Here is a 23,498-nt window from a genome sequence, read left to right as displayed (position 1 = left end):
GAAGGGGTAGGGGCATGCGGCAGCCGTGTGTCCTGCTGAAATACGGAGAACTCGCGCTCAAGGGACGCAACCGGGGGCGCTTCGAGCAGCAGCTGCTGGACAACGTGCGCCGGTCCGTGGCCGGCCTCGGCCCCGGCGTGCGGGTCCGCCGCAGGCGCGGGGTGATCGTGCTGTCCGCGCCGGGCCGGCCCGGTCTGCACGCCGAGCTGGTCGCCCGGGCCCGTGAGGTGATCGGCGTCAGCGTGGTGCAGCCCGCGCTGCGCGTGGACCGTACCCCGGAGGCGGCCGCCGCGGCCGCCGTCGAGCTGGCCCGGGGCGCACGCCCCGACCGCAGCGTGCCCCGCTTCGCGGTGCGGGCCCGGCGCCGGCAGAAGGATTTCCCGCTCACCTCCGGGGAGCTGGCCGCCCTCATCGGCGCGGAGATCGGCACCGAGCTGGGCTGGCCCGTCGACCTGAGCACCCCGGACGTGGAGGTCGCCGTCGAGGTGGACCGGCGGGAGATCTTCGTCGCCGTCGAGCGTCACCACGGCCGCGGCGGGCTGCCCGTCGGATGCAGCGGCCGCGCCCTGGCGCTGCTGTCCGGCGGCTACGACTCCCCGGTCGCCGCCCACCGCGCCATGCGCCGCGGCCTGGCCTGCGACTTCGTGCACTTCACCGGCGCCCCGCTGACCGGGCCCTCCTCGGCCTACAAGGCGTATGCCCTGGTGCGCCGGCTCGCCCGCTACCAGGGCGAAGGGCGGCTGTGGCTGATCCCGCTCGGGCACGCCCAGCGGGAGCTGGCCCTGGTCGGCGCCGGATCCCTGCACGTGGTCGCCCAGCGCCGGCTGATGGTGCGCGCCGCCGACCGGCTCGCCCGCCGCCACGGCGCGCAGGCCCTGGTCACCGGCGACAGCCTGGGCCAGGTCTCCAGCCAGACCCTGTCCAACCTGGCCACCGTCGAGGACGTGGCCACGCTGCCGCTGCTCAGGCCGCTGCTGGCGTGGGACAAGGAGGAGATCATGGCGGAGGCCCGCCGCCTGGGCACCGCCGAGATCTCCCGCCTGCCCGACGAGGACTGCTGCACGCTGCTCGCGCCCCGGCGCGTGGCGACCCGCACCACCCCCGGCAGCCTCGCCCGCCTCGAGCAGCGCCTCGACGTCGAGGCCACGGTGGAGAACCTGCTGACCAAGGCCCGCCTCCTGCACGTGGCACCCGAAGAGGAAGACGTGCAGGACGATGCCGCGGGCCTGGCCGACGACATTCCGGCGCGGGGAGACGACGCCGACGCCCCGTCGGCGGTCGCCGCGTCCTGACCCGCCGCGGCGAGGGTGGGAGCCCGGCGCCATCGCGGGTACGCGGCGGGGGACAGCCAGAACGCAACGACGTATCGATGTGTCGCCGTATTGACGGATCGATGGATCGACGGATCGAGGAAGAGGGGATCGGTGATGATCTCCCAGCTGGTCACGGTGCCCGCCGACGGCACGACCCTGGCGGGCGACCTCGTGGTACCGGAGGAGCCCGCGCGGGCCGTGGTGCTGTTCGCGCACGGCAGCGGCAGCTCCCGGCACAGCCCGCGCAACCGGCGCGTCGCCGCCGAACTGCGCACCGCCGGACTCGGCACCCTGCTGATGGACCTGCTCACCGAGCGGGAGGAACGGCAGGACGCGCTCACCGCCGAACACCGCTTCGACATCCCCCTCCTGGGCCGCCGCCTGGTGGCCGCGATCGACTGGCTCCAGGAGCAGCCCGAGACGCAGGGCCTGCGCGTCGCCCTGTTCGGCGCGAGCACCGGTGCCGCCGCGGCCCTGGTCGCCGCCGCCCAACGGCCGGACCGGGTGCTGACCGTCGTGTCGCGCGGCGGCCGGCCCGACCTGGCCGGGGACGCCCTGGAGGCCGTACGGTCGCCGGTGCTGCTGATCGTCGGCGGCCAGGACCACGAGGTGATGCGGCTCAACGAGGAGGCGGCCCGGCGGCTGCACCCCCCGCACAGCCTGCACGTGGTGCCCGGCGCCACCCACCTCTTCGAGGAGCCCGGCGCCCTCGACCGGGTCGCGGAGACCGCCCGGCAGTGGTGCGACGACCGCCTCAGGGCCGCAGCCGGGTGACGGTCAGCCCGCCGCCGCGGGCCTGTCGAAGCGCAGCCGGGCGCCCTGCCGCAGCAGCTCCCGCTGCACGAGCCGGTACGGCACGGCCCTCGGACCGCGCCTGAGGCGCACGGACAGCGCGGCGCACACCCCGGCCGCCTGGCCGGTCGCCATCGCGATCGGCATGACCCGGTACGACGAGTGCGCCACGTGCGTACCGGAGATGCACCGGCCGGCGACCAGCAACCGGTCGATGCCCCGCGGCACCAGACAACGCAGCGGGATGTCGTAGAAGTGGCCCGTGGGGACCCGTTTGAGGACGGTGCCGGAGCCGCGCGGGTTGTGGATGTCGACCGGGTAGGCGCCGTGCGCGACGACGTCGTGGAAGGGCCGGGCGGCCAGGATGTCGTGGCCCGTCAGCTGGTAGTCGCCGAGGACGCGGCGGGTCTCCCGTACACCGACGTGGGTGCCGCTCTGCACTATGTACGACTCCTCGAAGCCCGGCACACGGGTGCGCAGGAACCGGTCGATCTGCGCCAGTTGGTGCCGGGCCCGGTACTCGGCCCGCGTGAGGTCCCACACGTTCGTGCCGAGCACCCTCGTCACACGGGTGCTGTTGACGCTCACCTCGCGCGGATGCGGAGTCGCGAAGAACAGGATGTCCTCGCGCGGCAACCGCAGGTCGCCGTCCGCCCTGGCCTCCTCCACCAGGTCCCACAGGCCGTGCACCCCGCGCCACTGGTCGGGATGCTCCCGCACGTAGTCGGCGAAGTCCGGCCGTGCGAAGTCCGCGACCCGGAACATCAGCGTCATCGGCTGCACCAGACCGTCCTCCGGCCGCCCGAGCTCGTACGGCGCCCCGCACGCTGCGGCGACATCGCCGTCGCCGGTGCCGTCCACGACCGCACCGGCATCGATCACGATCGGCCCGGACTTGGTCTCGAACACCACCCGCCAGCCGTCGTCGAGCCGCAGCGCGGTCGAGGCGAAGGCGTGGAACAGCATCCGCACCCCGGCCTCGTCCATCATGTCGAGCAGGACCAGCTTGAACAGCTCCGGGTCGAAGGGGACCGTGTACCCGGTCTTCGGGGAGGGTTTGAGGCAGCCGCCGCGCCCCATGAGCTGGTCCAGAAGCCGCCACAGGACACCCGCGACCACCGGCTCTCCCTCGCCGTGGTCGGTGGGCAGCAGCCGGGCGTCCTCGCCGGATTCGGTGAACGTGGCCTGCTTGTGCTCGTTGTGGAACGACATCAGCGGCATGACCAGCGCCGCGGTGGCGTTGCCGCCGAGGAACCCGTATCGCTCCACGAGGACGGCGTCCGCGCCGGCGTCGGCCGCGGCGAGGGCGGCGGCGCAGCCGGCCGGGCCACCGCCGACCACCAGGACGTCGGTGCGGCCCCCGTGCCGGGCGGGCCGCCGTGGCAGGGTGACCGTGCGGGGCTCTCGGGGCTCTTGCAGGATTGGCATCGGTCTCCTCCGGCGGACGACTCGGCACGGCCCGCACATCCGGCGCCGCGTCAGGCGCTCAGGCGGCGGGGTGGCGGAGACGGTGGCCGCCCGGCGTCCCCGTCCGGTTCGTTGGTGTCCAGCTCGTCGAGCAGTGCCCCGCACCGCGTGCACGTCTGCCGGGCCAGGCCGGACAGTTCCCGCACCCGCGCGTGCAGGTCCGCGCGGCGCTGCGGATACTCGTCCCACAGCCGGTCGACCTCCGCGAGCAGCAGCCCGGCCTGCTCCCGCGCCACACCGACCAGCGCCGGCGCGCCCATCCGGCGGGCGAAGTCGAAGACCTTGCCGGAGTAGGGCAGCGGCAGCACCGGCAGCCCGGCGAGCGCCGCGAAGATCACGAAGTGCAGGCGCATCCCGACGGCCAGGTCCAGATGGCTCATGAAGCCGAGGAGCTGCCCCGGGGTGTAGGAGCCGTTCAGGATGCGGCCCTTGTCCGGTGCGGTCATGTGGGACAGCACGGCGTGCGCGTGCCGTACGTCGTGCCGCTCCATCGGCAGGAACACCACATGCGCGTCCAGGCGCAAGATCAGGAAGTCCGCGACGTCGGCGAGCAGCGCGTGGTAGTCGCCCTCGTCCAGCTTCTCGGCCGCCCGGCCCGGCTCGCGCACCGACATCCCCACCAGCCGGGCGTCGGTGGGCACGCCCTCGTGGCGCATCATCTGCTCGGTGAACGGCTCCGGCGCCAGCAGCAGCGCCGGGTCGGCGGTGACGGTGACCTCGCGCTCGACACCCACCTCCTCCAGCACCAGCCGGGACTCCCCGTCGCGCACCACCACGTCGTCCATGTCCGGCAGCACCGTGCGCACGGCCTCCCGGTCCTCCGCCTCCCGCAGCGGACCGGCGCCGACGGCGTAGGCGAAGGTGCGCGCGCCCCGCTCCTGCGCGGCGCGCACCAGCCGCAGGTACCGGCGCGCCTCCCCGTCGTACAGGATCCCGCCGCCGCCCAGCACCAGCAGGTCCAGGCCGGCCAGCGCCTCCATCACATGGCCGCGGCTGACGCCCTCCCAGTCGACCACCTCGTCGGCGGTGCGGTGGTGGGCGCGGGTGTGCCGGGCGTCCCGGCTGAACACGACGATCCGGGCGTGCGGCCGCCGGGCCCGCAGACAGCCCAGCACGCAGGCCAGGATCGACTCGTCGCCGATGTTGAAACCGCCGTACGAACCGAGCACGCCGATGGTCGGGCCCGGCAGGGCGGGCGGCGGAGGCGCGTGCGAGGGGGCGGTGGTCATCCGGAAGCTCCCGTCACGTCGGGTCGGGCCGGGGCCCGGGGCACCGGCGGAGCGGGGCGGGCACGCCCTGCGTACGGTCTCGGGTTGCCTGCGCGGCGAGGACGGAAACACCCGCGTCGGCCGGGTGCATCGACGGCGGCCGAGCGGGTACGCGGGTGCCGGGCCGAAGGGGGCCGCCGTCTCCCGTGAGGGACGCAAGGATGGCGCGAGGGACACAAGGAGAGAAGGGGGCGCAACCGCCATGCGGTTCCGCGATCGCCGGCAGGCCGGCCGGGAACTGGCCGAACAGCTGCGGGTCCGGCAGGAGAAGGGCGCCCTGCCGCATCCCGTCGTCCTCGCCCTGCCCCGCGGCGGCGTCGCCGTGGCGCGCGAGGTCGCTGACGCACTCGACGCCCCGCTCGACGTGCTCGTCGTACGCAAGATCGGCGCACCGTTCCAGGAGGAGCTCGGCGTCGGCGCCATCGCCGGGGACGCCGAGCCGCTCTACGACGAACGGGCCCTGGACCGGCTGGGCCTGAGCGAGGCCACGCTCGCGCCCATCGTCGAGCGGGAGCGCGCCGAACTGCGCCGCCGCGAGGAGCTCTACCGGCAGGGGCGGCCCGCGCCCGAGCTGCGGGGCCGCACCGCGATCGTCGTCGACGACGGCCTGGCGACCGGCTCGACCGCCCGAGCCGCCCTGCGCGCCGTACGCGAAGCGGACCCCGAGCGGGTCGTGCTGGCGGTGCCGGTGGCCTCGCCCGAGGCGGCCGACCTGCTGCAGAGCGAGACGGACGAGCTGATCTGCCTGCACCAGCCGGCCGCATTCATGGCCGTGGGCCTGTGGTACGAGGACTTCGACCAGCTGACCGACGACGACGTCCTCCAGGCCCTGCACGGACAGCGCCCGGTCAGGCACTAGGTTCTGTCTGGTGTGGTCATCCGCGGGCCAGATGAGGATGGCCGCGAGGTGGAGTGCGGCTTGGCGGGCGATGGCGAGTGTCGGTACGCATGGCCAGGCCGCGCCACTGCCTGAGGCGGCGGCTGCGGGATGACCGCCCGGATGAGCCGTTCTGCAGGTGGGACCGCTCCGGCGGGGATGCTTCCTCATCTGGACCGCCTGGAAGCTGATCCAGGACGCCCGAAAGGAGGAGCACGAGGAGGAGTACCAGGAGAACAAGCTGCTGAAGATGGCGGAGCGCCGCTTCGGCGTGGCCGACCGGTACCACGGCACCAAGCTTGTGGATCGAGGAAAACGGCAAGCGGATCATGACCCCGATGCTGGTCGTGATGCTCGCGATCGGATCCACCGACGTGCTGTTCGCCCTCGACTCGATCCCCGCCATCTACGGCCTGACCCAGGACCCGTACATCGTCTTCACCGCGAACGCCTTCGCCCTGATGGGCCTCAGGCAGCTGTACTTCCTCATCGGCGGCCTGCTGAAGAAGCTGGTGCACCTCAGCTACGGCCTGTCGATCATCCTCGGCTTCATCGGCGTCAAGCTGGTGCTGCACGCGCTGCACGAGTCCGGCGTCCACGTCCCCGAGATCAGCATCCCGGTCTCGCTCGGCGTGATCTGCACGGTCCTGGTCGTCACCACGATCACCAGCCTGCGGGCGTCGAAGAAGCAGGAGGCCGAGGAGCAGGCGCGCAGCGCGGCGGAGCGGCCGGTGCGGGACTGACCTCGGGTGAGCCCGCCGGCGCCGGTGCGAGGGTGCGTGCCGCCTCCAGCAGGGCGAGCCGTTCGGCGCCGCGCGTGCCGGGTTCGGCCGGCGGTCTCGTGCAGGTCTGCGACCAGGGCTAGGGCGGCCTACCCGGCCTCGAAGGCCGCGGTCAACACGGTCGCCGTGCAACATCATCGTCCGCATGGCAGCGCCCGGTCGGCCCACAGGGGGCCGCTCAGACCACACCGTCCGCCCGTAGCGCAGCGATGTCCTCCCCGGTGCGGCCCAGTTCCGTGAGGATCGCCTCGGTGTGCTCGCCCACGTCCGGTACGGGATCCATGCGCGCGGGCACGCCCGCGAGGTCGGCCGGCGGGCGCAGGGCCTGGACTGTGGCACCCGGCACTGGCACCTCGTGCCAGCGGTCGCGGGCAGCCAGGACCGGGTGGTCCAGGAAGGCGGCGACGTCGTTCACGCCGGCGCAGGCGATGCCGATGTCCTCCAGGTCCTTGAGGATCTCCGCGGCGCCGGAGCGGGCCACGCGCTCGGCGACGACGGCGCCCAGCTCCGCGCGGTGGGCGACGCGCGCGGACCCGGTGGAGAAGCGCGGATCGTCCGTCAGCTCCGGCCGGCCCAGGAAGTCCGCGCACAGGGCGGCCCACTCGCGCTCGTTCTGGATCGAGAACAGCACTTCCCTGCCGTCGGCGGCCCGGTACGTCCCGTACGGCGCGATGGTGGCGTGCTGGGTGCCCATGCGCGGGGGCTGGGTGCCGCCGTAGCGGGTGTAGTAGGCGGGCTGGCCCATCCACTCCGCGAGCGCCTCGAACAGGGAGACCTCCACCGGGTGGGCCTCGCCGGTGGTGGCGCGCGTGTACAGGGCGGTGAGGATGCCGCTGTAGGCGTACATCCCGGCCGCGATGTCGGCGACGGAGATCCCGGTCCGGGCGGTCTCCTCGGCGGTGCCGGTCAGCGACACGAGCCCGGTCTGGCACTGCACCAGCAGGTCGTAGGCCTTGCGGTCGGCCCACGGGCCGCTCGTGCCGTACCCGGAGATCGTGCACGGGATCAGCCGCGGCCCGTGCCGGGTCAGGCTCCCGGCGTCCAGGCCGAGGCGACCTGCGGCGCCCGGTGCGAGGTTCTGCACGAACACGTCGGCGCCGTCCAGGAGCCGGTGCAGGATCTCGCGGCCCCGCGGGTCCTTGAGGTTCAGCGTGAGGGACTCCTTGGAGCGGTTCAGCCACACGAAATAGCTGGAGTGGCCGTGGACGGTGGTGTCGTAGCGCCGGGCGAAGTCGCCGTCCCCCGGCCGCTCCACCTTGATCACGCGGGCGCCGAGGTCGGCGAGCTGCCGGGTGGCGTACGGCGCGGCCACGGCCTGCTCCAGGCTGACCACCGTGACCCCGGACAGGGGAAACCGCTGCACGCTCCCGCCTCCTGCCTCTGACCGGCCGCCCCGATCCGGCCGCCGGAGTCAAATCCAACGGTCCGTCCGGGGTAGCTGTCAATGACGCCCACCCCGCCCGCCTGCGACCCTTGACTTGGAGCGGGCTCCAAGATCTAGCGTCCCAGGTGTCTGCGAAGGTGCGAGCGAGCGGAGACGGACATGCGCGTGGGCGTGCACATCAACCGGTTCGACCACTCCGGAGGTGGCTCCGCACTGGGCGCCGAGCTGGCCGCCGCGGGTGCCGCGGCCGAGGCGGCGGGCCTGAGCTGGCTGTCGGTGATGGACCACTACTTCCAGATGGACTTCAACGACCGCGCAGAGGACCCCATGCTGGAGGCCTACACGACCCTCGGCTACCTCGCCGGCCACACCTCCACCGTCCGGCTCGGCGCCCTGGTGACCGGAGTGACGTACCGGCACCCCGGCCTGCTCGCCAAGATCGCCACCACGCTGGACGTGCTGTCCGGCGGCCGGGCCACGCTCGGCCTCGGCGCGGCCTGGTACGACCGCGAGCACCGCGGCCTCGGCGTGCCGTTCCCGCCGGTGGCCGAGCGTTTCGAACGGCTGGAGGAGACCCTGCGGATCTGCCTGAAGATGTGGGACCCGGACGACAACGGGCCGTTCGAGGGCAAGCACTACCGGCTTGCCGAGACCCTGTGCGTACCGGCGCCGGTCAGCGCACCGCACCCCGAGATCATGGTCGGCGGGGGAGGGGAGCGGAAGACGCTGCGGCTGGTCGCGCAGTACGCCGGCGCCTGCAACCTGATCGTCTCCTCGCCCGAGGAGTTCCGGCACAAGCTCGACGTGCTGCGCGGACACTGCGAGGCCGTGGGCCGCGACTACGACACGATCCGCAAGACGATTGTCTACACCGGCCGGGCCGCCACCACCGAGGACCTGGACGGCTTCACCCGGGAGATCTCCGCCGGCTACACCAAGCTCGGCATCGACACCGTCATCCTTGGCCCGCGCCTGGGCGAACCCGCCGGATGGATCGAGCGGTTCGCGGCCCCGGCCGTTCAGCGGCTCGCCCAGCTCGACTGAGCGGGGGGCCGGCTGCGGGAGACGACGCGCATGCCGCAGTCGTCGACGACCCGGACCTGTAGCGAGCCGCAGCCGCAACGGGTCCATACCGTGCCGCCCGCCGCGGTGGCGTGCCGGGACACCACCTGGAACGGCTCGGCTCCGTCCGGCCAGCCGCAGTGCGGGCAGACGGCGCCGGTCGTGCTGATCATGGCAACTCCTCGTAGGTCATGGCTGATTCGACCGTCGCGACACAGCCAGGGTGCAGCCCCGCATCCTTACACGTCCAGGTTGACTTTGTGGATTTGACCATGAAGCGTGGACTTCATGATTGACCTACGCCGGTTGCACGTCCTGAGGGCGGTCGCCCACTACGGCACGGTCACCGCGGCCGCCCGTGCCCTGCACTTCACCCCGTCCGCCGCCTCCCAGCAGATCCGGCAGCTCGCCCGCGACCTGGGCGTCGACCTGCTGGAGCCGCAGGGGCGCGGGGTACGGCTCACGCCGGCCGCCGAGAGCCTGCTCGCGCACGCCGACGCGATCGAAGCCCGCTGGGAACTGGCCGAACTCGACCTGCGCGCCGACCATGACACGCCCGCCGGGCCGCTGCGCACGAGCGGGTTCCCGCTGGCCGTGTCCGTGCTGCTCGCGCCGATGGCGGCCCAGCTGCGGGAACGCCATCCGCGGCTGACGGTGCGGATTCAGGAGACGGAGGTGCCGGAGAGCTTCAACCTGCTCTTCGAGGGCGAGGTCGACCTGGCGATCGTCGAGGCGACCGTCTACAACCCGCCGCTCAGCGACGCCCGCTTCGACCAGCAGCCGCTGCTGGACGATCCGTTCGATCTGATCGTCCCCGAGGGGCATGCGCTCGCCGGGCGGGAGCGCGTCGCCCTCACCGAGGCGGCCCACGAGGAGTGGATCGCGCCGGTCCCGGACAGCCCGTGCCGGCCGCATGTGCTGTCCGCGTGCGGCGAGGCCGGGTTCACGCCGGACATCGTCCACCACGCCATGGACTGGAACGTGATGGCTCATCTCGTCGCCCACAGGCTGGGTGTCGCCCTGATCCCGCGGCTGGCCCACCTGACCCCGCACCTGCCGATCGTCCGGGTGCGCTGCACCGGCAACCCGCACCGCAAACTCCTGACCTGCACCCGCGGCGGCGGTCACGCCCGCCCGGCCGTCGCCGCCGCACTGGCCGAACTGCGGGAGCTGGCCCCGACGGCGGTCGCCTGACCGGCCGGGGCGCGGCACGCGCGGAGCCGGCTCCGGGTGCCTGCCGAGTCGTACGGCTTCGACATACCGGGAGGGCCGGTCACGCGGTACGGCGCCCGGCGCCCCCGCGAAGGCCGGTCGTGCCGCGGAGCCCTCCGTGCCCGGGTGCGCCGGAGGGGGCCGGAGCGTGATTGCTCCGGTCCCCTCAAAGGTGCGGGCCATGGCCGTCGTCAGGCCGCGGCAGGCTCCGACGCCGTGCCGTGCACGCGCGCGATGACCTCGGTCAGCTGGGCGGCGACCTCGGCGTCGTCGGCCGGGTGGGTCTCGGCGAAGCGGGTCATCGAGCCGGGGATGGACAGCTTGATGTCCTCCAGCACCTTGGCGCCCGCGACGCCCAGGGACTTGCGGGTCTCGTCCTGCGCCCACACGCCGCCGTACTGGCCGAAGGCGGTGCCGACCACGGCGACCGGCTTGCCGGTCAGCGCGCCGGCGCCGAACGGGCGGGACAGCCAGTCGATGGCGTTCTTCAGGACGGCCGGAATGGTGCCGTTGTACTCCGGCGTGAAGAGCAGCAGCGCGTCGGCGCCGGCCGCGGCCTCCCGGAGCTTGGCGGCGGCGGCCGGAACGTTGCCCTCCACGTCGATGTCCTCGTTGTAGAAGGGCACCTCGGCCAGGCCCTCGAACAGGTTCACCTCGGCGCTCTCGGGCGCGAGCTTCACGGCCGCCTCGGCGAGCTGGCGGTTGTGCGAACCTGCGCGGAGGCTGCCGACGAGTGCGAGGATACGAACAGACATGCGAACTCCCTAGGGGAAAACCGTGCGCGAAATACCGCGGTAGCAAAACCGGACCGAGGTCCGCTTCGTTTGTAGCACCTTAACCGGACCGCGGTCCAGTTTCATTCCCGATGCTTTACGCTGGTCTCATGACCGCCTCCCTGCCGCCCTTTGCGAGGTCCGCGGAGTTCGAGCCCCCCGAGCTGCTGCAGCTCGGCTCCGCGGAGGACGAGCCGTGCCTGCGCGCCGACGCCGCGCGCAACCGGGCCAAGCTGCTGGACGCCGCGGCCCGCCTGGTCGCGGAGCACGGCGCGGCCGGCGTCACGATGGAGGCGGTGGCCGCGGCGGCCAACGTGGGCAAGGGCACGGTCTTCCGGCGCTTCGGCGACCGCACCGGCCTGCTGACGGCCCTGCTGGACCACTCGGAGCGCAAGTTCCAGGCCGCGTTCCTCGGCGGCCCCCCGCCGCTGGGGCCCGGCGCGCCGCCGGTGGAGCGGCTGCGGGCGTTCGGCTGTGCGATGCTGCGCCGGGCCGGCGACGAGCTGGAGCTGCAACTCGCGGCCGAGCCGGACGCGGGCCGCCGGCACACCAGCGCGCCGCGCCGCTTCCAGCGCGGCCATGTGGCCATGCTGCTGCGCCAGGCGGTGCCGGACGCGGACAGCGACCTGCTCGCCCACACGCTGATGGGCTATCTCGACGCCGCCCTGATCCACCACCTGACCAGGCAGTGCGGCATGCCCATGGAACGGCTGGAGGCGGGCTGGGCCGACCTGGTGGCCCGCGTCACCCGCACCGATCCGCCGGCACCGTGACAACCGCCCCCGGTGCGGGCGGAGTTCCCCCGCCCGTCACCGCGCCGTCGGCTTCTGCCAAGATGCCGTACGTCATGGTGCAGATACCGAAAACGCCCGCGCCCGCGTCTGTCGCACCGCCGCGCTCCGTGCCCACGAGCGCCGATGTGGCCCGCCTGGCCGGCGTCTCGCGCGCGACCGTCTCCTACGTCCTCAACAACACCAGCGCCGTACGGATCAGTGAACCCACCCGCCGTCGGGTGCACGAGGCGGCGAAGGAACTGGGGTACGTGCCGCACGCCGCGGCCCGCAGTCTGCGCGCCGGGCACAGCCGCATGGTCCTGATGCCCGCGCCTGCCTTCCCGGTCGGACCGCTCTACAGCCAGTTCATCGCCGACCTCCAGGGCGCGCTCAGCCGCCTCGACTACACCGTCGTCCAGTACGGCACCACCGGTCCGCACGGCGACGACGCCGCCCGCGCCTGGGCAGAGCTGCGGCCGGTCGCCGTCCTGGTGCCCGGCCCCGGGATCGGCCCGCAGGCCGTGGCGGTGCTCAAGCGCTCCGGCGCCCGAGCCGTGGTCACCCTCGGCCCCGAGACCGTCGAGGGGGCCCACGCCCTGCTCATGGACCACGAGGCCGTCGGCCACTGTGCCGGCAGCCACCTGTACGACCGCGGCCGGCGCCGGATCGGCGTCGTGGTGCCCCGGGGACGAGGACTGGAGATGTTCTCCAGACCCCGCCTCGACGGCGTCCGGCAGGCCGTGCAGGGCACGGATGCCACGGTCACCGAACTGCCCCTCGCCTACGACGAGGAGGCCGCGGCGCGGCTCGCCGCCCGCTGGCCCGCCCTCGACCTCGACGCGGTGTTCGCGTACAACGACGAGTACGCGATGCTGCTGATGCGCGCCCTGCAGGACGAGGGCGTCGCCGTCCCGGAGGAGACCGCCGTGATCGGCGCCGACGACCTGATGCTCGGCCGCCTGCTGCGGCCCCGGCTGAGCACGGTCCACATCGAGCTGCCGTCCGGCCGCGACCTCGCCGAACTGGTCGACCGCGCGGTGCGCGAGCCCGGCGCCGCGCCCGAGACGCACAAGGTGCTGGGAGCCACGGTGGTGCACCGCGACTCCAGCTGACCCACGGGAGGCGCGTCATGCGCACGACGGTCGGGATCATCGGCGGTGGCCCCGCGGGACTGCTGCTCGCCCGCCTGCTGCACCGCGAGGGCATCGACTGCGTGGTCCTGGAGAGCCGGACGCGCGCGTACGTCGAGCAGCGCCAGCGCGCGGGCATGCTGGAGCAGGGCACGGTCGACGCGCTGCGCGAGGCCGGCGCCGCCGGCCGGCTCGACGCCGAGGGCCTGGTGCACCAGGGCATCGAGCTGCGCTTCGACCGGGAGCGGCACCATCTCGACTTCCCCGCCCTCACCGGCGGCCGCACCGTCACGATCTATGCCCAGACCGAGATCGTGAAGGACCTCGTCGCGCTCCAACTGTCCGACGGGCCACCGCTGTTGTTCGAGGCGGAGGCGGTCGCCGTGGAGCAGCCGGAGAGCGCCTCGCCCGTCGTGCGGTTCCGGCACGAAGGCCGCGAGCGGACTCTGGCCTGCGACTGGGTCGCCGGCTGCGACGGCTTCCACGGCATCGCCCGCGACGCCGTCCCGGCCGCGGTGAGCCGGACGTACGCGCATGACTACCCGTACTCCTGGCTCGGTGTCCTCGCCGATGTCGCCCCGTCCTGCGACGAACTGGTCTACGCGCGCGGCGAGCGCGGTTTCGCCCTGCACAGCATGCGGGGCCCGAACGTCTCCCGGCTCTACCTCCAGGTCCCGAACGGCACCGACCCCGCCGACTGGCCCGACGAGCGGATCTGGGACGAACTGGCCGCCCGCTTCGCGATCGACGCCGACTGGACCCTGCGCCGCGGCCCGATCACCGCCAAGTCCGTGACATCGATGCGCAGCCACGTCCACGAGCCGATGCGCCACGGGCGGCTCCTGCTCGCCGGCGACGCCGCCCACATCGTGCCGCCGACCGGCGCCAAGGGCCTCAACCTCGCCGTATCCGATGTACGGATCCTCGCCCGGGCTTTCACCGAATTGCACCGCACAGGTTCCACGCAGCTTCTCGACAGGTACTCCGAGTTGTGTCTGCGGCGTGTGTGGCAGGCCACCCGTTTCTCGTACGACATGACTAGGATGTTGCACGCTCAACCAAACGGGGATGCGTTCGATCACCGGTTGCAGCTCGCCCGGTTGCGCCGGATCGCCGCATCCCGCCATGCCGCCGCCGAACTGGCCGCGAACTACGCGGGACTTCCGCTCACCCTGTGAGTCCCGTTGGTGACCGAACGGAGAGCCGTCATGCCGTTGCTCGACCCCACGACCTGGCAGTCCCGCACCCTGACGGGACCTGAGTACACCATCACCGAGCCCGCCACCGGCGAGACGCTCGGCGCCGTCACCCTCGCCACCGCAGAGGACGTCACGGCGGCGGCCGGGGCCGGCAGCGCCGCCCAGCGGGAGTGGGCCCGAACCCCGCACTTCGTCCGCGCCGGGATCCTGCGCAAGGCCGGCGACCTGTTCGCTGCGCAGGCCGCCGAGCTGCGCGAGTGGCTGGTGCGCGAGTCCGGCTCGATCCCCGGCAAGGCGGACTTCGAACTGCACGTCGCCGCGCAGGAGTGCTACGAGGCCGCCGCGCTCGCCTCCCGGCCGACCGGGCAGGTGCTGCCCACCGAGGCACCGCGCCTGTCGTACACGCGGCGCGTCCCGGTCGGCATCGTCGGTGTGATCTCCCCGTTCAACGCCCCGCTCATCCTGTCCATCCGCTCCGTCGCCCCGGCGCTCGCGCTCGGCAACGCCGTCGTCCTGAAGCCGGACCCGCGCACGGCCGTCTGCGGGGGACTGTCCCTCGCCGCGGTCTTCGCCGAGGCGGGCCTGCCCGAGGGGCTGCTGCACGTCCTGCCGGGCGGCCCGGAGGCGGGGCAGGCCCTGGTCGCCGACCCGCGGGTGCCGGTCATCTCCTTCACCGGCTCGACGGCGGCCGGCCGCGCGGTGGGCGAGGCGGCCGGGCGGCACCTCAAGCGCGCGCACCTGGAACTGGGCGGGAACTCGGCGCTGATCGTGCTGGAGGACGCCGACCTCGACGGGGTGATCTCCACCGCCGCCTGGGGCTCCTTCTTCCACCAGGGCCAGATCTGCATGACCACCGGCCGCCACCTGGTCCACGCCTCGGTGTACGACGAGTACGTGGCGCGGCTGGCCGCCAAGGCGGACTCGCTCGCCGTCGGTGACCCGCACCGCGAGCAGGTCCACCTGGGCCCCGTCATCGACGCGGGACAGCTCTCCAAGATCCACGGCCTGGTCGAGTCCAGCACCGCACAGGGCGCCAAGCTCGCCGCGGGCGGCACCCACGACCGGCTCTTCTACCGGCCGACCGTCCTCGCCGACGTGGGCGACGGCACCCCCGCCTACGCGGAGGAGGTCTTCGGCCCCGTGGCCCCCGTACGCCCCTTCACCGACCCCGACGAGGCCGCCGCACTGGCCGCGGACAGCCCGTACGGCCTCTCCCTCGGCATCGTCACCCGCGACACCGCGCGCGGCCTCGACCTGGCCGAGCGCATCCCGACCGGCATCGTCCACATCAACGACCAGACAGTGAACGACGAGGCCGTGGCACCCTTCGGCGGCATCGCCGCCTCCGGCACCGGCGCCCGCTTCGGCGGCGAGGCCAACCTGGAGGCCTTCACCGACGTGCGCTGGACGACGGTGCGCGGGGACGTGGCGCCATACCCCTTCTAGGGGTTACTCGCCTTCCAGGGGTTACTCGCCCTGGGGAGCCTGCTGACCCTGCTGCTCGGCGATCGCCTTGCGGACCTCGTCCATGTCCAGCTTGCGCGCCTGCCCGATGACGTCTTCCAGGGCGGACTCGGGCAGCGCGCCCGGCTGCGCGAACACGGCCACCTGGTCCCGGACGATCATCAGCGTGGGGATCGACTGGATACCGAAGGCCGCGGCCAGCTCCGGCTGCGCCTCCGTGTCCACCTTCCCGAACACAAGGTCGGGGTTCTCATCGGCCGCCTTCTCGTAGACAGGGGCGAACTGACGGCACGGCCCGCACCAGGACGCCCAGAAGTCGATCAGGACGAACTCGTTGTCCGTGACCATCTGGTCGAAGTTCTCCTTGGTGAGCTCCACGGTGCTGCTCATGGCGTGTTTCCCTCTTCCTGGTGTCGGGGCAGGCCGACCTCACAACACGGCCGACCGGTCACGTATTCCGCGCGCTTACCCGTGTGGCCACGGCGCACACCACCCACCAGACTGACTCCATGACGGAAACGGAAACCAACGCGTACGACGTGGTGGTGCTCGGGGCCGGGCCTGTGGGGGAGAACGTCGCCGACCGCACCCGGGCGGCCGGTCTCACCACCGCGGTCGTGGAGAGCGAGCTGGTCGGGGGCGAGTGCTCGTACTGGGCGTGCATGCCCAGCAAGGCCCTGCTGCGCCCCGTCATCGCCCGCGCCGACGCCCGCCGCGTGCCGGGCCTGCGCCAGGCGGTGCAGGGCACCCTCGACGCGCCGGCGGTCCTCGCCCACCGGGACTACCACACCTCGAACTGGCAGGACGACGGACAGGTCGGGTGGCTCGACGGCATCGGCGCCGACCTGTACCGCGGGCACGGGCGGCTCACCGGGCCGCGCACGGTGACCGTGACCGGCCCGGACGGCGGACAGCACGTGCTGACCGCCCGGCACGCGGTCGCCGTCGCCACCGGCAGCCGCGCCGCCCTGCCCCGCCTGCCCGGACTCGCCGACGTCCGGCCCTGGACCAGCCGCGAGGCCACAAGCGCCAAGGAGGCGCCCGGCCGGCTGGTCGTGGTCGGCGGCGGGGTGGTCGCCACCGAGATGGCCACGGCCTGGCAGGCTCTCGGCTCGACGGTCACCATGCTGGTGCGCGGCAAGGGCCTGCTGGCCCGCATGGAGCCCTTCGCCGGGGAACTGGTCGCCGAGGCGCTCACCGAGGCGGGCGCGGACGTCCGCACCGGCACCTCGGTGGAGTCGGTGACCCGCGAGAACGGCACCGTCGTGGTGCGCACCGGCACCGGCGACCGCATCGAGGCCGACGAGATCCTGTTCGCCACCGGCCGCGCCCCGCGCACCGACGACATCGGCCTGGAGACGATCGGCCTGGAACCCGGCTCCTGGCTCCCGGTCGACGACAGCCTCCGCGTCACCGGGCACGACTGGCTGTACGCGGTCGGCGACGTCAACCAGCGCGCCCTGCTCACCCACCAGGGCAAGTACCAGGCCCGCATCGCGGGCGCCGCCATCGCCGCGCGCGCCTCCGGGGAGACCCTCGCCGCCGAGGCGTGGGGCGCCCACGCCGCGACCGCCGACCACACCGCCGTCCCCCAGGTCGTCTTCACCGACCCGGAGGCGGCGGCCGTGGGCCTGTCCCTGGCCGAGGCGGAGCAGGCCGGGCACCGCGTCCGCGCCGTCGACGTGGACCTGTCGTCCGTGGCCGGGGCCGGCCTGTACGCCGACGGCTACACGGGCCGCGCCCGCATGGTCGTCGACCTGGAGGACGAGATCCTGCGCGGCGTCACCCTCGTCGGCCCCGGCGTCGGCGAACTCATCCACTCCGCCACCATCGCCGTCGCCGGGCGGGTCCCCGTCGGCCGCCTGTGGCACGCGGTGCCGTCGTACCCGACGATCAGCGAGGTGTGGCTGCGGCTGTTGGAGGCGTACCGGGACTCCTGACCTCCGGTCAGCCGACGCCGAGGCGGTCCCGCCAGACGCGGGACAGCCTCGGGCGCAGGAAGACCATGCCCTGCTGGGTGCCGACGGCAAGGTCGAGGTGCGCGCTGGTGGGGCAGCAAACGTATGGGATCCGGGGCCAGTTCGACGCTGTCGAGCCGATGGCGAGCACCAGTGACGGCGTTCCACAGCCGGCCCACCGCGGCGGGGCGGGCAGTCGGTGGGTGCGCCGAAGCCCTTTCAGATACTGCTTGCCGACGCCGTGTACGAAGACGACCTTGCTCAATGCCCCTCCGGAGTGAGGCAACAAGGTTACGTGGGCGGCGAAGGCATGGGTATCAGCCGTGTCATACGCGGATCACGCCTGTGAGGAGGCGACCAGCTTCAGGTACTCCTCGCACCACAGGTCCTCGTCCGCGTCCGGCAGCAGCAGGACCCGGTCCGGGCGCAGCGCCTCGATGGCGCCCTCGTCGTGGGTGACCATGACGATCGCACCCGGGTAGGTGCCCACCGCGGCCAGCACCTCGGCGCGGGAGGCCGGGTCCAGGTTGTTGGTGGGCTCGTCCAGGAGCAGGACGTTCGCGCCCGAGTGCACCAGGCCCGCCAACGCGAGCCGGGTCTTCTCGCCGCCGGACAGGACGCCGACGCGCTTGCCGGTGTCGTCGCCGGTGAACAGGAACGAGCCCAGCACGTGCCGCACTTCGCCGTCGGTGAGGTGCGGCACGGCCGACGCAAAATGCTGATGTACCGTCAACTCCACCTCCAGGGTGTCGTGTTCCTGCGCGAAGTAGCCCAGGCACAGCCCGTGCCCGTGGACCACCCGGCCGCTGTCGGGCCTGTCGTGCCCGGCGAGGATGCGCAACAGGGTCGTCTTCCCGGCGCCGTTGTGGTCCACCAGGCCCACACGGTCGCCGGGGGAGACGTGGCAGGAGATGCCGGACAGCAGCAGACGCGCGCCCACGCGCACGGCGACATCACGAACGGTGATCATGAAGGAACGCTCCGAACAACCAAGAGGACACACGGGTGGCGTGGAAGCGGGTCCTCGGCTAGGAAATTCGGGGCGTAGACACACGGCCACGGTAACGGAGGCGGTGCGCCGCGCGCCTCCGATTTTGTCTACGGCAGCTCGAAGCCGAGAGCCCGGGCGGCCGTGTGCGGCGTCGGCTGCGTCCAGCGGTCCGCCATCGCCTGGCTGGAGGACAGCGAGCGCAGCTCCGCCCGGTCGAGGTAGAGCGTGCCGTCAAGGTGGTCCGTCTCGTGCTGCACGATGCGTGCGGGCCAGCCGCTGAACACCTCGTCCACCGCGCGCCCGTGCTCGTCCTGCCCGGTCAGCCGCACCTCGGCATGCCGGGCCACCACCGCCTGCCAGCCCGGCACGCTCAGGCAGCCCTCGAAGAACGCGGCACGGGCGGTGCCGACCGGCTCGTACGACGGATTGACCAGCACCCGGAACGGCTGCGGCACCCGCCCGCGCGCCAGGCGCACCTCCTCGGGCACCGGCGCCGGATCCTCGATCACCGCGATCCGCAGCCCCACGCCGACCTGGGGCGCGGCGAGTCCGACGCCCGGGGCCGCGTGCATGGTGACGCGCAGGGCCGTGACGAAACGGGCCAGGAGCTCGGGCTCCAGCTGTCCGTCGAAGGGTGCGGCGGGGCGCCGCAGGACCGGGTCGCCGGCCGCGACGATGGTCAACGGGCCGTCACCGGCGAGGAGTTGCTCGACCCGCTCGGCCATGGCGCGATCAGTGGGAGTTCCCATCGCGTCAGGATGCCACGGCCCGCCACCACCTCAGCCCCTCACTGTGGCCCGCGCCACACACATCGCCGGGAACTTCCCGCCCCGCCGCCCCGACTACTGCACCACCACGGCCACGACGACGTCCCTGGAGAAACCCGCCGATGACCATCGCTCCCTCGACCACCACGGACGAGGCCCCGCACCCCGCCACCTCGCCGGCACCGAAGAGCGGGTGGGCCCCGCTGCGCCCCCTGATCCTGCGCCTGCACTTCTACGCCGGCGTGCTGGTGGCGCCGTTCCTGCTCGTCGCCGCCGTCACCGGCCTGCTGTACGCCGCCTCGTTCCAGGCAGAGAAGATCGTGTACGCCGACGAACTCACCGTCCCCGTCGGCGACCGCAAGCTGCCGATCTCCGAGCAGGTCGCCGCCGCCCGCAAGGCGCACCCCGAAGGCACCGTCTCGGCCGTACGGCCCTCCCCGGAGGACGACGCGACCACCAGGGTGCTGCTGTCCGGGGTGCCGGGCGTCGACGAGGGACACACGCTCGCGGTGTTCGTCGACCCGTACTCCGCGCGGGTGCGCGGCGCCCTCGAACAGTACGGCTCGACCGGCGCGCTGCCGCTGCGCACCTGGATCGACGAGTTCCACCGCGATCTGCACCTCGGCCAACCCGGCCGCCTCTACAGCGAGTTCGCGGCAAGCTGGCTGTGGGTGATCGCGGCCGGGGGAGTGGCGCTGTGGTTCTCCCGGCGCCGCGCCCTGCGCAAGCTGCGCGGCACCAGCGGGCGGCGGCGCACGCTCGGCCTGCACGGCAGCGTCGGCGTCTGGGCCGCGACCGGATTCGTCTTCCTTTCGGCGACCGGACTGACCTGGTCGACGTACGCCGGCGCCAGCATCGCGGACCTGCGCACCTCGCTCGGCCAGACCACCCCGACGGTGTCCGCCGCGGCGGGCGGCGAGCACGCGGGCCACGGCGACGCGGCGGCCTCCGACGGCCAGGCCGCGCACGGGGTCGGCCTCGACAAGGTCCTGGCGGCGGCGCGCGCGAAGGGCCTGGGCGACCCGGTGGAGATCGTGCCGCCCGCCGACGCCTCCTCCGCGTACGTCGTGAAGCAGATCCAGCGCAGCTGGCCGGAGAAACAGGACTCGGTCGCCATCGCCCCGGCCACCGGTGAGGTCACCGACGTGCTGCGGTTCGCCGACTACCCGATACTCGCCAAGCTCAGCCGCTGGGGTATCGACCTGCACACCGGCATCCTGTTCGGCCTGGCGAACCAGATCGCGCTGATGCTGCTGGCGCTCTCCCTGATCCTGCTGATCGTGTGGGGCTACCGCATGTGGTGGCAGCGCGGCCGCGGCTCGGCCTTCGGCCGCCCGCTCCCGCGCGGGGCCTGGCAGCAGGTGCCCCCGCAGATCCTCGTATCCCTGCTGGCCGCCGTCGCGGTCCTCGGCTACTTCGTACCGCTCCTCGGCATCCCGCTGGCCGCGTTCGTCGCGGTCGACAGCGTCCTGGGGGAGATCGCCCACCGGCGGGGGCGGCGGACGTACGGGAGTGGGACGGCGGCGAAGTAGCGGACCGGATTCCGCCGTACCCCCACTCGCTCAAGGCGGCCGGCTCCGCTTCGGCCCGCCCGGTCATGCTCAGCACACGGCGACAGCCAGGTCCTCCTCTCGCCGGATGACGAGGCCACCAGCGCGTACTGGGCGTGGCAGCCCCAGGGGCGCGACCGCTCGGTCGACCGCGACGCGCCACTTCATCGACAGCCGCCTGACCAGGAACCCTGGCTACTATCTCGCGCGGACAGGACTCCCGCCGGACAAGACTCCGAAGCCGGCATCGCTCCTCCGCCCGGACCTGGCGACGGACTGACGTGGCGTGGCCGGTCGGGCTAGTTTGGGCGACATGAGCAATCTTGATCGCGACGCGGTGCCCGCCCTGTGCGGCGGCCGTGGTTTCGTCGTGGCGGAACCGGTCCGCGAACTCCTCAGCCCGCGCCGCGGCCGGCTCGGCGAGTCCACCGAGGTCCGCCGGCTGCTGCCCAACCTGGGCCGCCGCATGGTCGGCGCCTGGTGTTTCGTCGATCACTACGGCCCCGACGACATCGCCGACGAGCCCGGCATGCAGGTGCCGCCGCACCCGCACATGGGCCTGCAGACGGTGAGCTGGCTGCACGAGGGCGAGGTACTGCACCGCGACTCCACCGGCAGCCTCCAGATCGTCCGCCCGCGCGAACTGGGCCTGATGACCTCCGGCCGCGCGATCAGCCATTCGGAGGAGAGCCCCAAGTCCCACGCCCGTTTCCTGCACGGCGCGCAGCTGTGGGTCGCCCTCCCCGACGGCCACCGCGACACCGACCCGCACTTCGAACACCACGCCGAACTGCCGGTCGTCACGGCGCCGGGTCTCGATGCCACGCTGATCCTCGGCGCCCTCGACGGCGCCCGCTCACCCGGTACGACGTACACCCCGATCGTCGGCGCCGACCTCGCCCTCTCCCGCGGCGCGGACGTACGCCTGCCGCTGGAGCCGGACTTCGAGTACGCCGTGCTGTCCATGTCCGGCGAGACGCACGTGGACGGTGTGCCGGTGCTGCCGGGCTCGATGCTCTACCTCGGCTGCGGCCGCACCGAACTCCCGCTGCGGGCCGAGTCGGACGCGGGCCTGATGCTCCTGGGCGGCGAGCCGTTCGAGGAGGAGCTGATCATGTTCTGGAACTGGATCGGGCGGTCCCAGGAAGAGATCGTGCAGGCCCGTCAGGATTGGATGGAAGGGCGGCGGTTCGGGGAGGTGAAGGGGTACGACGGGGATCCGCTGCCTGCCCCCGAGCTGCCGGCGGTGCCGCTGAAGCCGCGGGGAAGAGTGCGCTGACCTGCGGGAACGCGTCAGCGTTGGTGGCCGCAGGGAGGAACGCGGTCGGGTAATTCTTACCGCCTTCACCTGCCTGCCGGGAGACGTCCGAACAGCCGGCTGGCTCAAGCCGGCGCGGTTGGCGATTCCACAGTGTGGCTGTCTGTGGGCAGCTGTGTTGCTTTTCCCAGCTTCAGCGCCTGCGTAGGCGTCCACCACAAGGGCCGCGAGGCCGGGGTGGCGCGTCCGGAGCAGCCGGGCGCGTGCGTGGAGCCAGCCGAGCGGCCCTGCGGCGGGACCGCTCGGCTGACACCCGGCCCCGCAGGCGCGGAACGGCCACTGGAGGCTTCAGCCCAACGTGGCCCGACGGTACGTCAGGCAGCTTGGTAGCTGAAGAATCCCTGTCCCGACTTACGGCCCAGCAGGCCCGATTCGACCATGCGGCGCAGCAGCGGGGGAGGGGCGTACAGCGGTTCCCGGTACTCCTCGTACAGTGCCTCGCCTATCGCCGCCACGGTGTCCAGTCCGATGAGGTCGGCGAGGCGCAGCGGGCCCATGGGGTGCGCGCAGCCCGCGGTCATTCCGGTGTCGATGTCCTCCGCCGTCGCCGTGCCGGAGCTCACCATCCGCACTGCCGCCAACAGATAGGGAATCAGCAGGGAGTTCACCACGAAGCCCGCGCGGTCCTGCGCCACGACGGTCTTCTTGCCCAGGATCTCGCCCGCGAAGGCACGCACGCGCAGTTCCGTGGCCTTCGACGTGTGCAGTGAGGGGATGACCTCGACCAGCGGCATGACGGGGACAGGATTGAAGAAGTGCAGGCCGACCACCGCCTCCGGCCGTCCGGTTGCGGCGCCGAGCCTGGCGATGGGGATGGAGGAAGTGTTGCTGGCCAGCACCGCGGCCGGGTCCGTGACCACCTCGCCCAGCTGCCGGAACAGCGCCGTCTTGGCCTGCTCGTCCTCGACGGCGGCCTCGATGACCAGGTCCGCCCCGGACAGGCGGGAGAGATCGTCGGTGACCGAGATCCCGGTCAGGGCACGTGCGCGGTTCTCCGGTGCGATGGCACCGTGCTTCTCCGCCTTGAGCAGGGAGTCCGCCACGCCCGCCAGGCCGGCCCGGGCCCTGTCCTCGGTCACGTCGCACAACGTGACCTGCATCCCGGCCCGGGCGCACACCTCGGTGATGCCCCGGCCCATCTGGCCCGCGCCGACGACGCCCACGTGCTTGATCGATGTCATGTGCTCTCCGCCTGTCCCTCCGTCGGGCGGCGGTCGACCGATGCCGCCACGGTGTGTGCTGCCGTGTCGAGCCTAGGCCGCCCCTACCCCCTCTGACCTGCTCGGACAGTGCGTCATCCGCGCACAAACATGCGTCGGTTCGGCGTTGCCGTCGGTGAGCACTCCGGAGAACGCGGCGGAGGCGACGTACGCGATCTGGGCATGCCCCAGCTCCCCGCGACCGGCACGTCGGCCCAC

Annotated in this window: 21 protein-coding genes and 3 pseudogenes; 13 read left to right on the top strand and 11 right to left on the bottom strand. The window is 72.9% G+C overall.

The window, feature by feature from the left end; all coding sequences use genetic code 11:
• Positions 1–14: 14 nt before the first annotated feature.
• Complete coding sequence (thiI, locus tag H8R17_RS23085) at positions 15–1,292, top strand: tRNA uracil 4-sulfurtransferase ThiI (RefSeq protein ID WP_187825118.1); 1,278 nt, start codon at positions 15–17, stop codon at positions 1,290–1,292.
• 135 nt (positions 1,293–1,427) lie between these two features.
• Positions 1,428–2,087: a dienelactone hydrolase family protein gene (locus tag H8R17_RS23080; RefSeq protein ID WP_187825117.1), complete on the top strand. Its 660-nt coding sequence runs from the start codon at positions 1,428–1,430 to the stop codon at positions 2,085–2,087.
• Between the two features lie 3 nt (positions 2,088–2,090).
• Here the strand turns inward: H8R17_RS23080 and H8R17_RS23075 are convergent, their stop codons facing one another.
• Both H8R17_RS23075 and H8R17_RS23070 read right to left on the bottom strand, forming a co-directional pair.
• Positions 2,091–3,533 (bottom strand): FAD-dependent oxidoreductase, encoded by a 1,443-nt coding sequence (locus H8R17_RS23075; RefSeq protein WP_187825116.1) that lies wholly within the window; start codon positions 3,531–3,533, stop codon positions 2,091–2,093.
• Positions 3,534–3,583: 50 nt separating this feature from the next.
• A complete protein-coding gene (locus H8R17_RS23070; protein ID WP_187825115.1) occupies positions 3,584–4,801 on the bottom strand; it encodes a polysaccharide pyruvyl transferase family protein in 1,218 nt (405 codons plus the stop codon).
• 241 nt (positions 4,802–5,042) lie between these two features.
• On the opposite strand from H8R17_RS23070, the gene H8R17_RS23065 reads away from it, so the two are divergent.
• Positions 5,043–5,699: a phosphoribosyltransferase gene (locus tag H8R17_RS23065; RefSeq protein ID WP_187825114.1), complete on the top strand. Its 657-nt coding sequence runs from the start codon at positions 5,043–5,045 to the stop codon at positions 5,697–5,699.
• A gap of 175 nt (positions 5,700–5,874) precedes the next feature.
• Positions 5,875–6,460 (top strand): annotated as a pseudogene (locus tag H8R17_RS23060) (TerC family protein); the annotation flags it as partial.
• Positions 6,461–6,677: 217 nt separating this feature from the next.
• Here H8R17_RS23060 and H8R17_RS23055 read toward each other — a convergent pair.
• Complete coding sequence (locus tag H8R17_RS23055) at positions 6,678–7,862, bottom strand: CaiB/BaiF CoA-transferase family protein (RefSeq protein WP_187825113.1); 1,185 nt, start codon at positions 7,860–7,862, stop codon at positions 6,678–6,680.
• Between the two features lie 180 nt (positions 7,863–8,042).
• Here H8R17_RS23055 and H8R17_RS23050 point away from each other — a divergent pair, with 180 nt between their 5' ends.
• Complete coding sequence (locus tag H8R17_RS23050) at positions 8,043–8,927, top strand: LLM class F420-dependent oxidoreductase (protein ID WP_187825112.1); 885 nt, start codon at positions 8,043–8,045, stop codon at positions 8,925–8,927.
• Here the strand turns inward: H8R17_RS23050 and H8R17_RS23045 are convergent.
• A complete protein-coding gene (locus H8R17_RS23045) occupies positions 8,903–9,118 on the bottom strand; it encodes a hypothetical protein (RefSeq protein ID WP_187825111.1) in 216 nt (71 codons plus the stop codon). The genes H8R17_RS23050 and H8R17_RS23045 overlap by 25 nt on opposite strands.
• 115 nt (positions 9,119–9,233) lie before the next feature.
• Between H8R17_RS23045 and H8R17_RS23040 the strand changes: the two genes are divergently transcribed.
• A complete protein-coding gene (locus H8R17_RS23040) occupies positions 9,234–10,139 on the top strand; it encodes a LysR family transcriptional regulator (protein WP_187825110.1) in 906 nt (301 codons plus the stop codon).
• Positions 10,140–10,348: 209 nt separating this feature from the next.
• Here H8R17_RS23040 and H8R17_RS23035 read toward each other — a convergent pair whose 3' ends face one another.
• Positions 10,349–10,912: an NAD(P)H-dependent oxidoreductase gene (locus H8R17_RS23035; protein WP_187825109.1), complete on the bottom strand. Its 564-nt coding sequence runs from the start codon at positions 10,910–10,912 to the stop codon at positions 10,349–10,351.
• A 128-nt stretch (positions 10,913–11,040) separates the two neighbouring features.
• Here H8R17_RS23035 and H8R17_RS23030 point away from each other — a divergent pair, with 128 nt between their 5' ends.
• The 4 genes from H8R17_RS23030 (at position 11,041) to H8R17_RS23015 (ending at position 15,478) form a co-directional block, all read left to right on the top strand.
• Positions 11,041–11,703 (top strand): TetR/AcrR family transcriptional regulator, encoded by a 663-nt coding sequence (locus tag H8R17_RS23030; protein WP_262505440.1) that lies wholly within the window; start codon positions 11,041–11,043, stop codon positions 11,701–11,703.
• A gap of 62 nt (positions 11,704–11,765) precedes the next feature.
• On the top strand, positions 11,766–12,815 hold the full coding sequence (locus H8R17_RS23025; RefSeq protein WP_187825166.1) for a LacI family DNA-binding transcriptional regulator: 1,050 nt from the start codon (positions 11,766–11,768) through the stop codon (positions 12,813–12,815).
• A gap of 17 nt (positions 12,816–12,832) precedes the next feature.
• On the top strand, positions 12,833–14,011 hold the full coding sequence (locus H8R17_RS23020; protein WP_187825107.1) for a 4-hydroxybenzoate 3-monooxygenase: 1,179 nt from the start codon (positions 12,833–12,835) through the stop codon (positions 14,009–14,011).
• A 30-nt stretch (positions 14,012–14,041) separates the two neighbouring features.
• The gene (locus tag H8R17_RS23015; RefSeq protein ID WP_187825106.1) at positions 14,042–15,478 is read left to right on the top strand and encodes a benzaldehyde dehydrogenase; all 1,437 of its coding nucleotides are present in this window, start codon (positions 14,042–14,044) and stop codon (positions 15,476–15,478) included.
• 21 nt (positions 15,479–15,499) lie between these two features.
• On the opposite strand, the gene trxA is transcribed toward H8R17_RS23015, so the two are convergent.
• Positions 15,500–15,886, bottom strand: a complete 387-nt coding sequence (gene trxA, locus H8R17_RS23010) for a thioredoxin (RefSeq protein ID WP_187825105.1) — start codon at positions 15,884–15,886, stop codon at positions 15,500–15,502.
• A gap of 119 nt (positions 15,887–16,005) precedes the next feature.
• Here trxA and H8R17_RS23005 point away from each other — a divergent pair, with 119 nt between their 5' ends.
• On the top strand, positions 16,006–17,436 hold the full coding sequence (locus H8R17_RS23005) for an NAD(P)/FAD-dependent oxidoreductase (RefSeq protein WP_187825104.1): 1,431 nt from the start codon (positions 16,006–16,008) through the stop codon (positions 17,434–17,436).
• 7 nt (positions 17,437–17,443) lie between these two features.
• On the opposite strand, the gene H8R17_RS23000 is transcribed toward H8R17_RS23005, so the two are convergent.
• The 3 genes and pseudogenes from H8R17_RS23000 to H8R17_RS22990 all read right to left on the bottom strand — a co-directional run bounded on the left by H8R17_RS23000 (position 17,444) and on the right by H8R17_RS22990 (position 19,194).
• A complete protein-coding gene (locus H8R17_RS23000; RefSeq protein ID WP_187825103.1) occupies positions 17,444–17,719 on the bottom strand; it encodes a hypothetical protein in 276 nt (91 codons plus the stop codon).
• Positions 17,720–17,791: 72 nt separating this feature from the next.
• A pseudogene (locus tag H8R17_RS22995) lies at positions 17,792–18,322 on the bottom strand (ATP-binding cassette domain-containing protein); the annotation flags it as partial.
• 230 nt (positions 18,323–18,552) lie between these two features.
• The gene (locus tag H8R17_RS22990; RefSeq protein ID WP_187825102.1) at positions 18,553–19,194 is read right to left on the bottom strand and encodes a peptide deformylase; all 642 of its coding nucleotides are present in this window, start codon (positions 19,192–19,194) and stop codon (positions 18,553–18,555) included.
• Positions 19,195–19,334: 140 nt separating this feature from the next.
• Between H8R17_RS22990 and H8R17_RS22985 the strand changes: the two genes are divergently transcribed.
• Positions 19,335–20,744, top strand: coding sequence for a PepSY domain-containing protein (locus H8R17_RS22985; RefSeq protein WP_187825101.1), 1,410 nt, complete (start codon positions 19,335–19,337; stop codon positions 20,742–20,744).
• A 77-nt stretch (positions 20,745–20,821) separates the two neighbouring features.
• Here the strand turns inward: H8R17_RS22985 and H8R17_RS47220 are convergent.
• Positions 20,822–20,930: pseudogene (locus H8R17_RS47220) on the bottom strand (MarR family transcriptional regulator); the annotation flags it as partial.
• A 145-nt stretch (positions 20,931–21,075) separates the two neighbouring features.
• Here H8R17_RS47220 and H8R17_RS22980 point away from each other — a divergent pair.
• The gene (locus tag H8R17_RS22980; RefSeq protein WP_187825100.1) at positions 21,076–22,041 is read left to right on the top strand and encodes a pirin family protein; all 966 of its coding nucleotides are present in this window, start codon (positions 21,076–21,078) and stop codon (positions 22,039–22,041) included.
• A gap of 353 nt (positions 22,042–22,394) precedes the next feature.
• Here H8R17_RS22980 and H8R17_RS22975 read toward each other — a convergent pair whose 3' ends face one another.
• Complete coding sequence (locus H8R17_RS22975; RefSeq protein ID WP_187825099.1) at positions 22,395–23,261, bottom strand: 3-hydroxybutyryl-CoA dehydrogenase; 867 nt, start codon at positions 23,259–23,261, stop codon at positions 22,395–22,397.
• Between the last annotated feature and the right edge of the window lie 237 nt (positions 23,262–23,498).

The sequence above is a fragment of the Streptomyces sp. TRM68367 genome, from assembly GCF_014495685.1.
GTDB lineage: Bacteria > Actinomycetota > Actinomycetes > Streptomycetales > Streptomycetaceae > Streptomyces.
This window is presented reverse-complemented; position numbering and strand designations above follow the sequence as displayed.

Coding starts and splice junctions, on each gene's coding strand:
- H8R17_RS23080 (WP_187825117.1), top strand. CDS start 1,428: ATGATCTCCCAGCTGGTCACGGTGCCCGCCGACGGCACGACCCTGGCG.
- H8R17_RS23030 (WP_262505440.1), top strand. CDS start 11,041: ATGACCGCCTCCCTGCCGCCCTTTGCGAGGTCCGCGGAGTTCGAGCCC.
- H8R17_RS22980 (WP_187825100.1), top strand. CDS start 21,076: ATGAGCAATCTTGATCGCGACGCGGTGCCCGCCCTGTGCGGCGGCCGT.
- H8R17_RS22990 (WP_187825102.1), bottom strand. CDS start 19,194: ATGGGAACTCCCACTGATCGCGCCATGGCCGAGCGGGTCGAGCAACTC.
- H8R17_RS23020 (WP_187825107.1), top strand. CDS start 12,833: ATGCGCACGACGGTCGGGATCATCGGCGGTGGCCCCGCGGGACTGCTG.
- H8R17_RS23015 (WP_187825106.1), top strand. CDS start 14,042: ATGCCGTTGCTCGACCCCACGACCTGGCAGTCCCGCACCCTGACGGGA.
- H8R17_RS23075 (WP_187825116.1), bottom strand. CDS start 3,533: ATGCCAATCCTGCAAGAGCCCCGAGAGCCCCGCACGGTCACCCTGCCA.
- H8R17_RS23005 (WP_187825104.1), top strand. CDS start 16,006: ATGACGGAAACGGAAACCAACGCGTACGACGTGGTGGTGCTCGGGGCC.
- H8R17_RS23065 (WP_187825114.1), top strand. CDS start 5,043: ATGCGGTTCCGCGATCGCCGGCAGGCCGGCCGGGAACTGGCCGAACAG.
- H8R17_RS23035 (WP_187825109.1), bottom strand. CDS start 10,912: ATGTCTGTTCGTATCCTCGCACTCGTCGGCAGCCTCCGCGCAGGTTCG.
- H8R17_RS22985 (WP_187825101.1), top strand. CDS start 19,335: ATGACCATCGCTCCCTCGACCACCACGGACGAGGCCCCGCACCCCGCC.
- H8R17_RS22975 (WP_187825099.1), bottom strand. CDS start 23,261: ATGACATCGATCAAGCACGTGGGCGTCGTCGGCGCGGGCCAGATGGGC.
- trxA (WP_187825105.1), bottom strand. CDS start 15,886: ATGAGCAGCACCGTGGAGCTCACCAAGGAGAACTTCGACCAGATGGTC.
- H8R17_RS23070 (WP_187825115.1), bottom strand. CDS start 4,801: ATGACCACCGCCCCCTCGCACGCGCCTCCGCCGCCCGCCCTGCCGGGC.
- H8R17_RS23050 (WP_187825112.1), top strand. CDS start 8,043: ATGCGCGTGGGCGTGCACATCAACCGGTTCGACCACTCCGGAGGTGGC.
- thiI (WP_187825118.1), top strand. CDS start 15: ATGCGGCAGCCGTGTGTCCTGCTGAAATACGGAGAACTCGCGCTCAAG.
- H8R17_RS23025 (WP_187825166.1), top strand. CDS start 11,766: ATGCCGTACGTCATGGTGCAGATACCGAAAACGCCCGCGCCCGCGTCT.
- H8R17_RS23045 (WP_187825111.1), bottom strand. CDS start 9,118: ATGATCAGCACGACCGGCGCCGTCTGCCCGCACTGCGGCTGGCCGGAC.
- H8R17_RS23040 (WP_187825110.1), top strand. CDS start 9,234: ATGATTGACCTACGCCGGTTGCACGTCCTGAGGGCGGTCGCCCACTAC.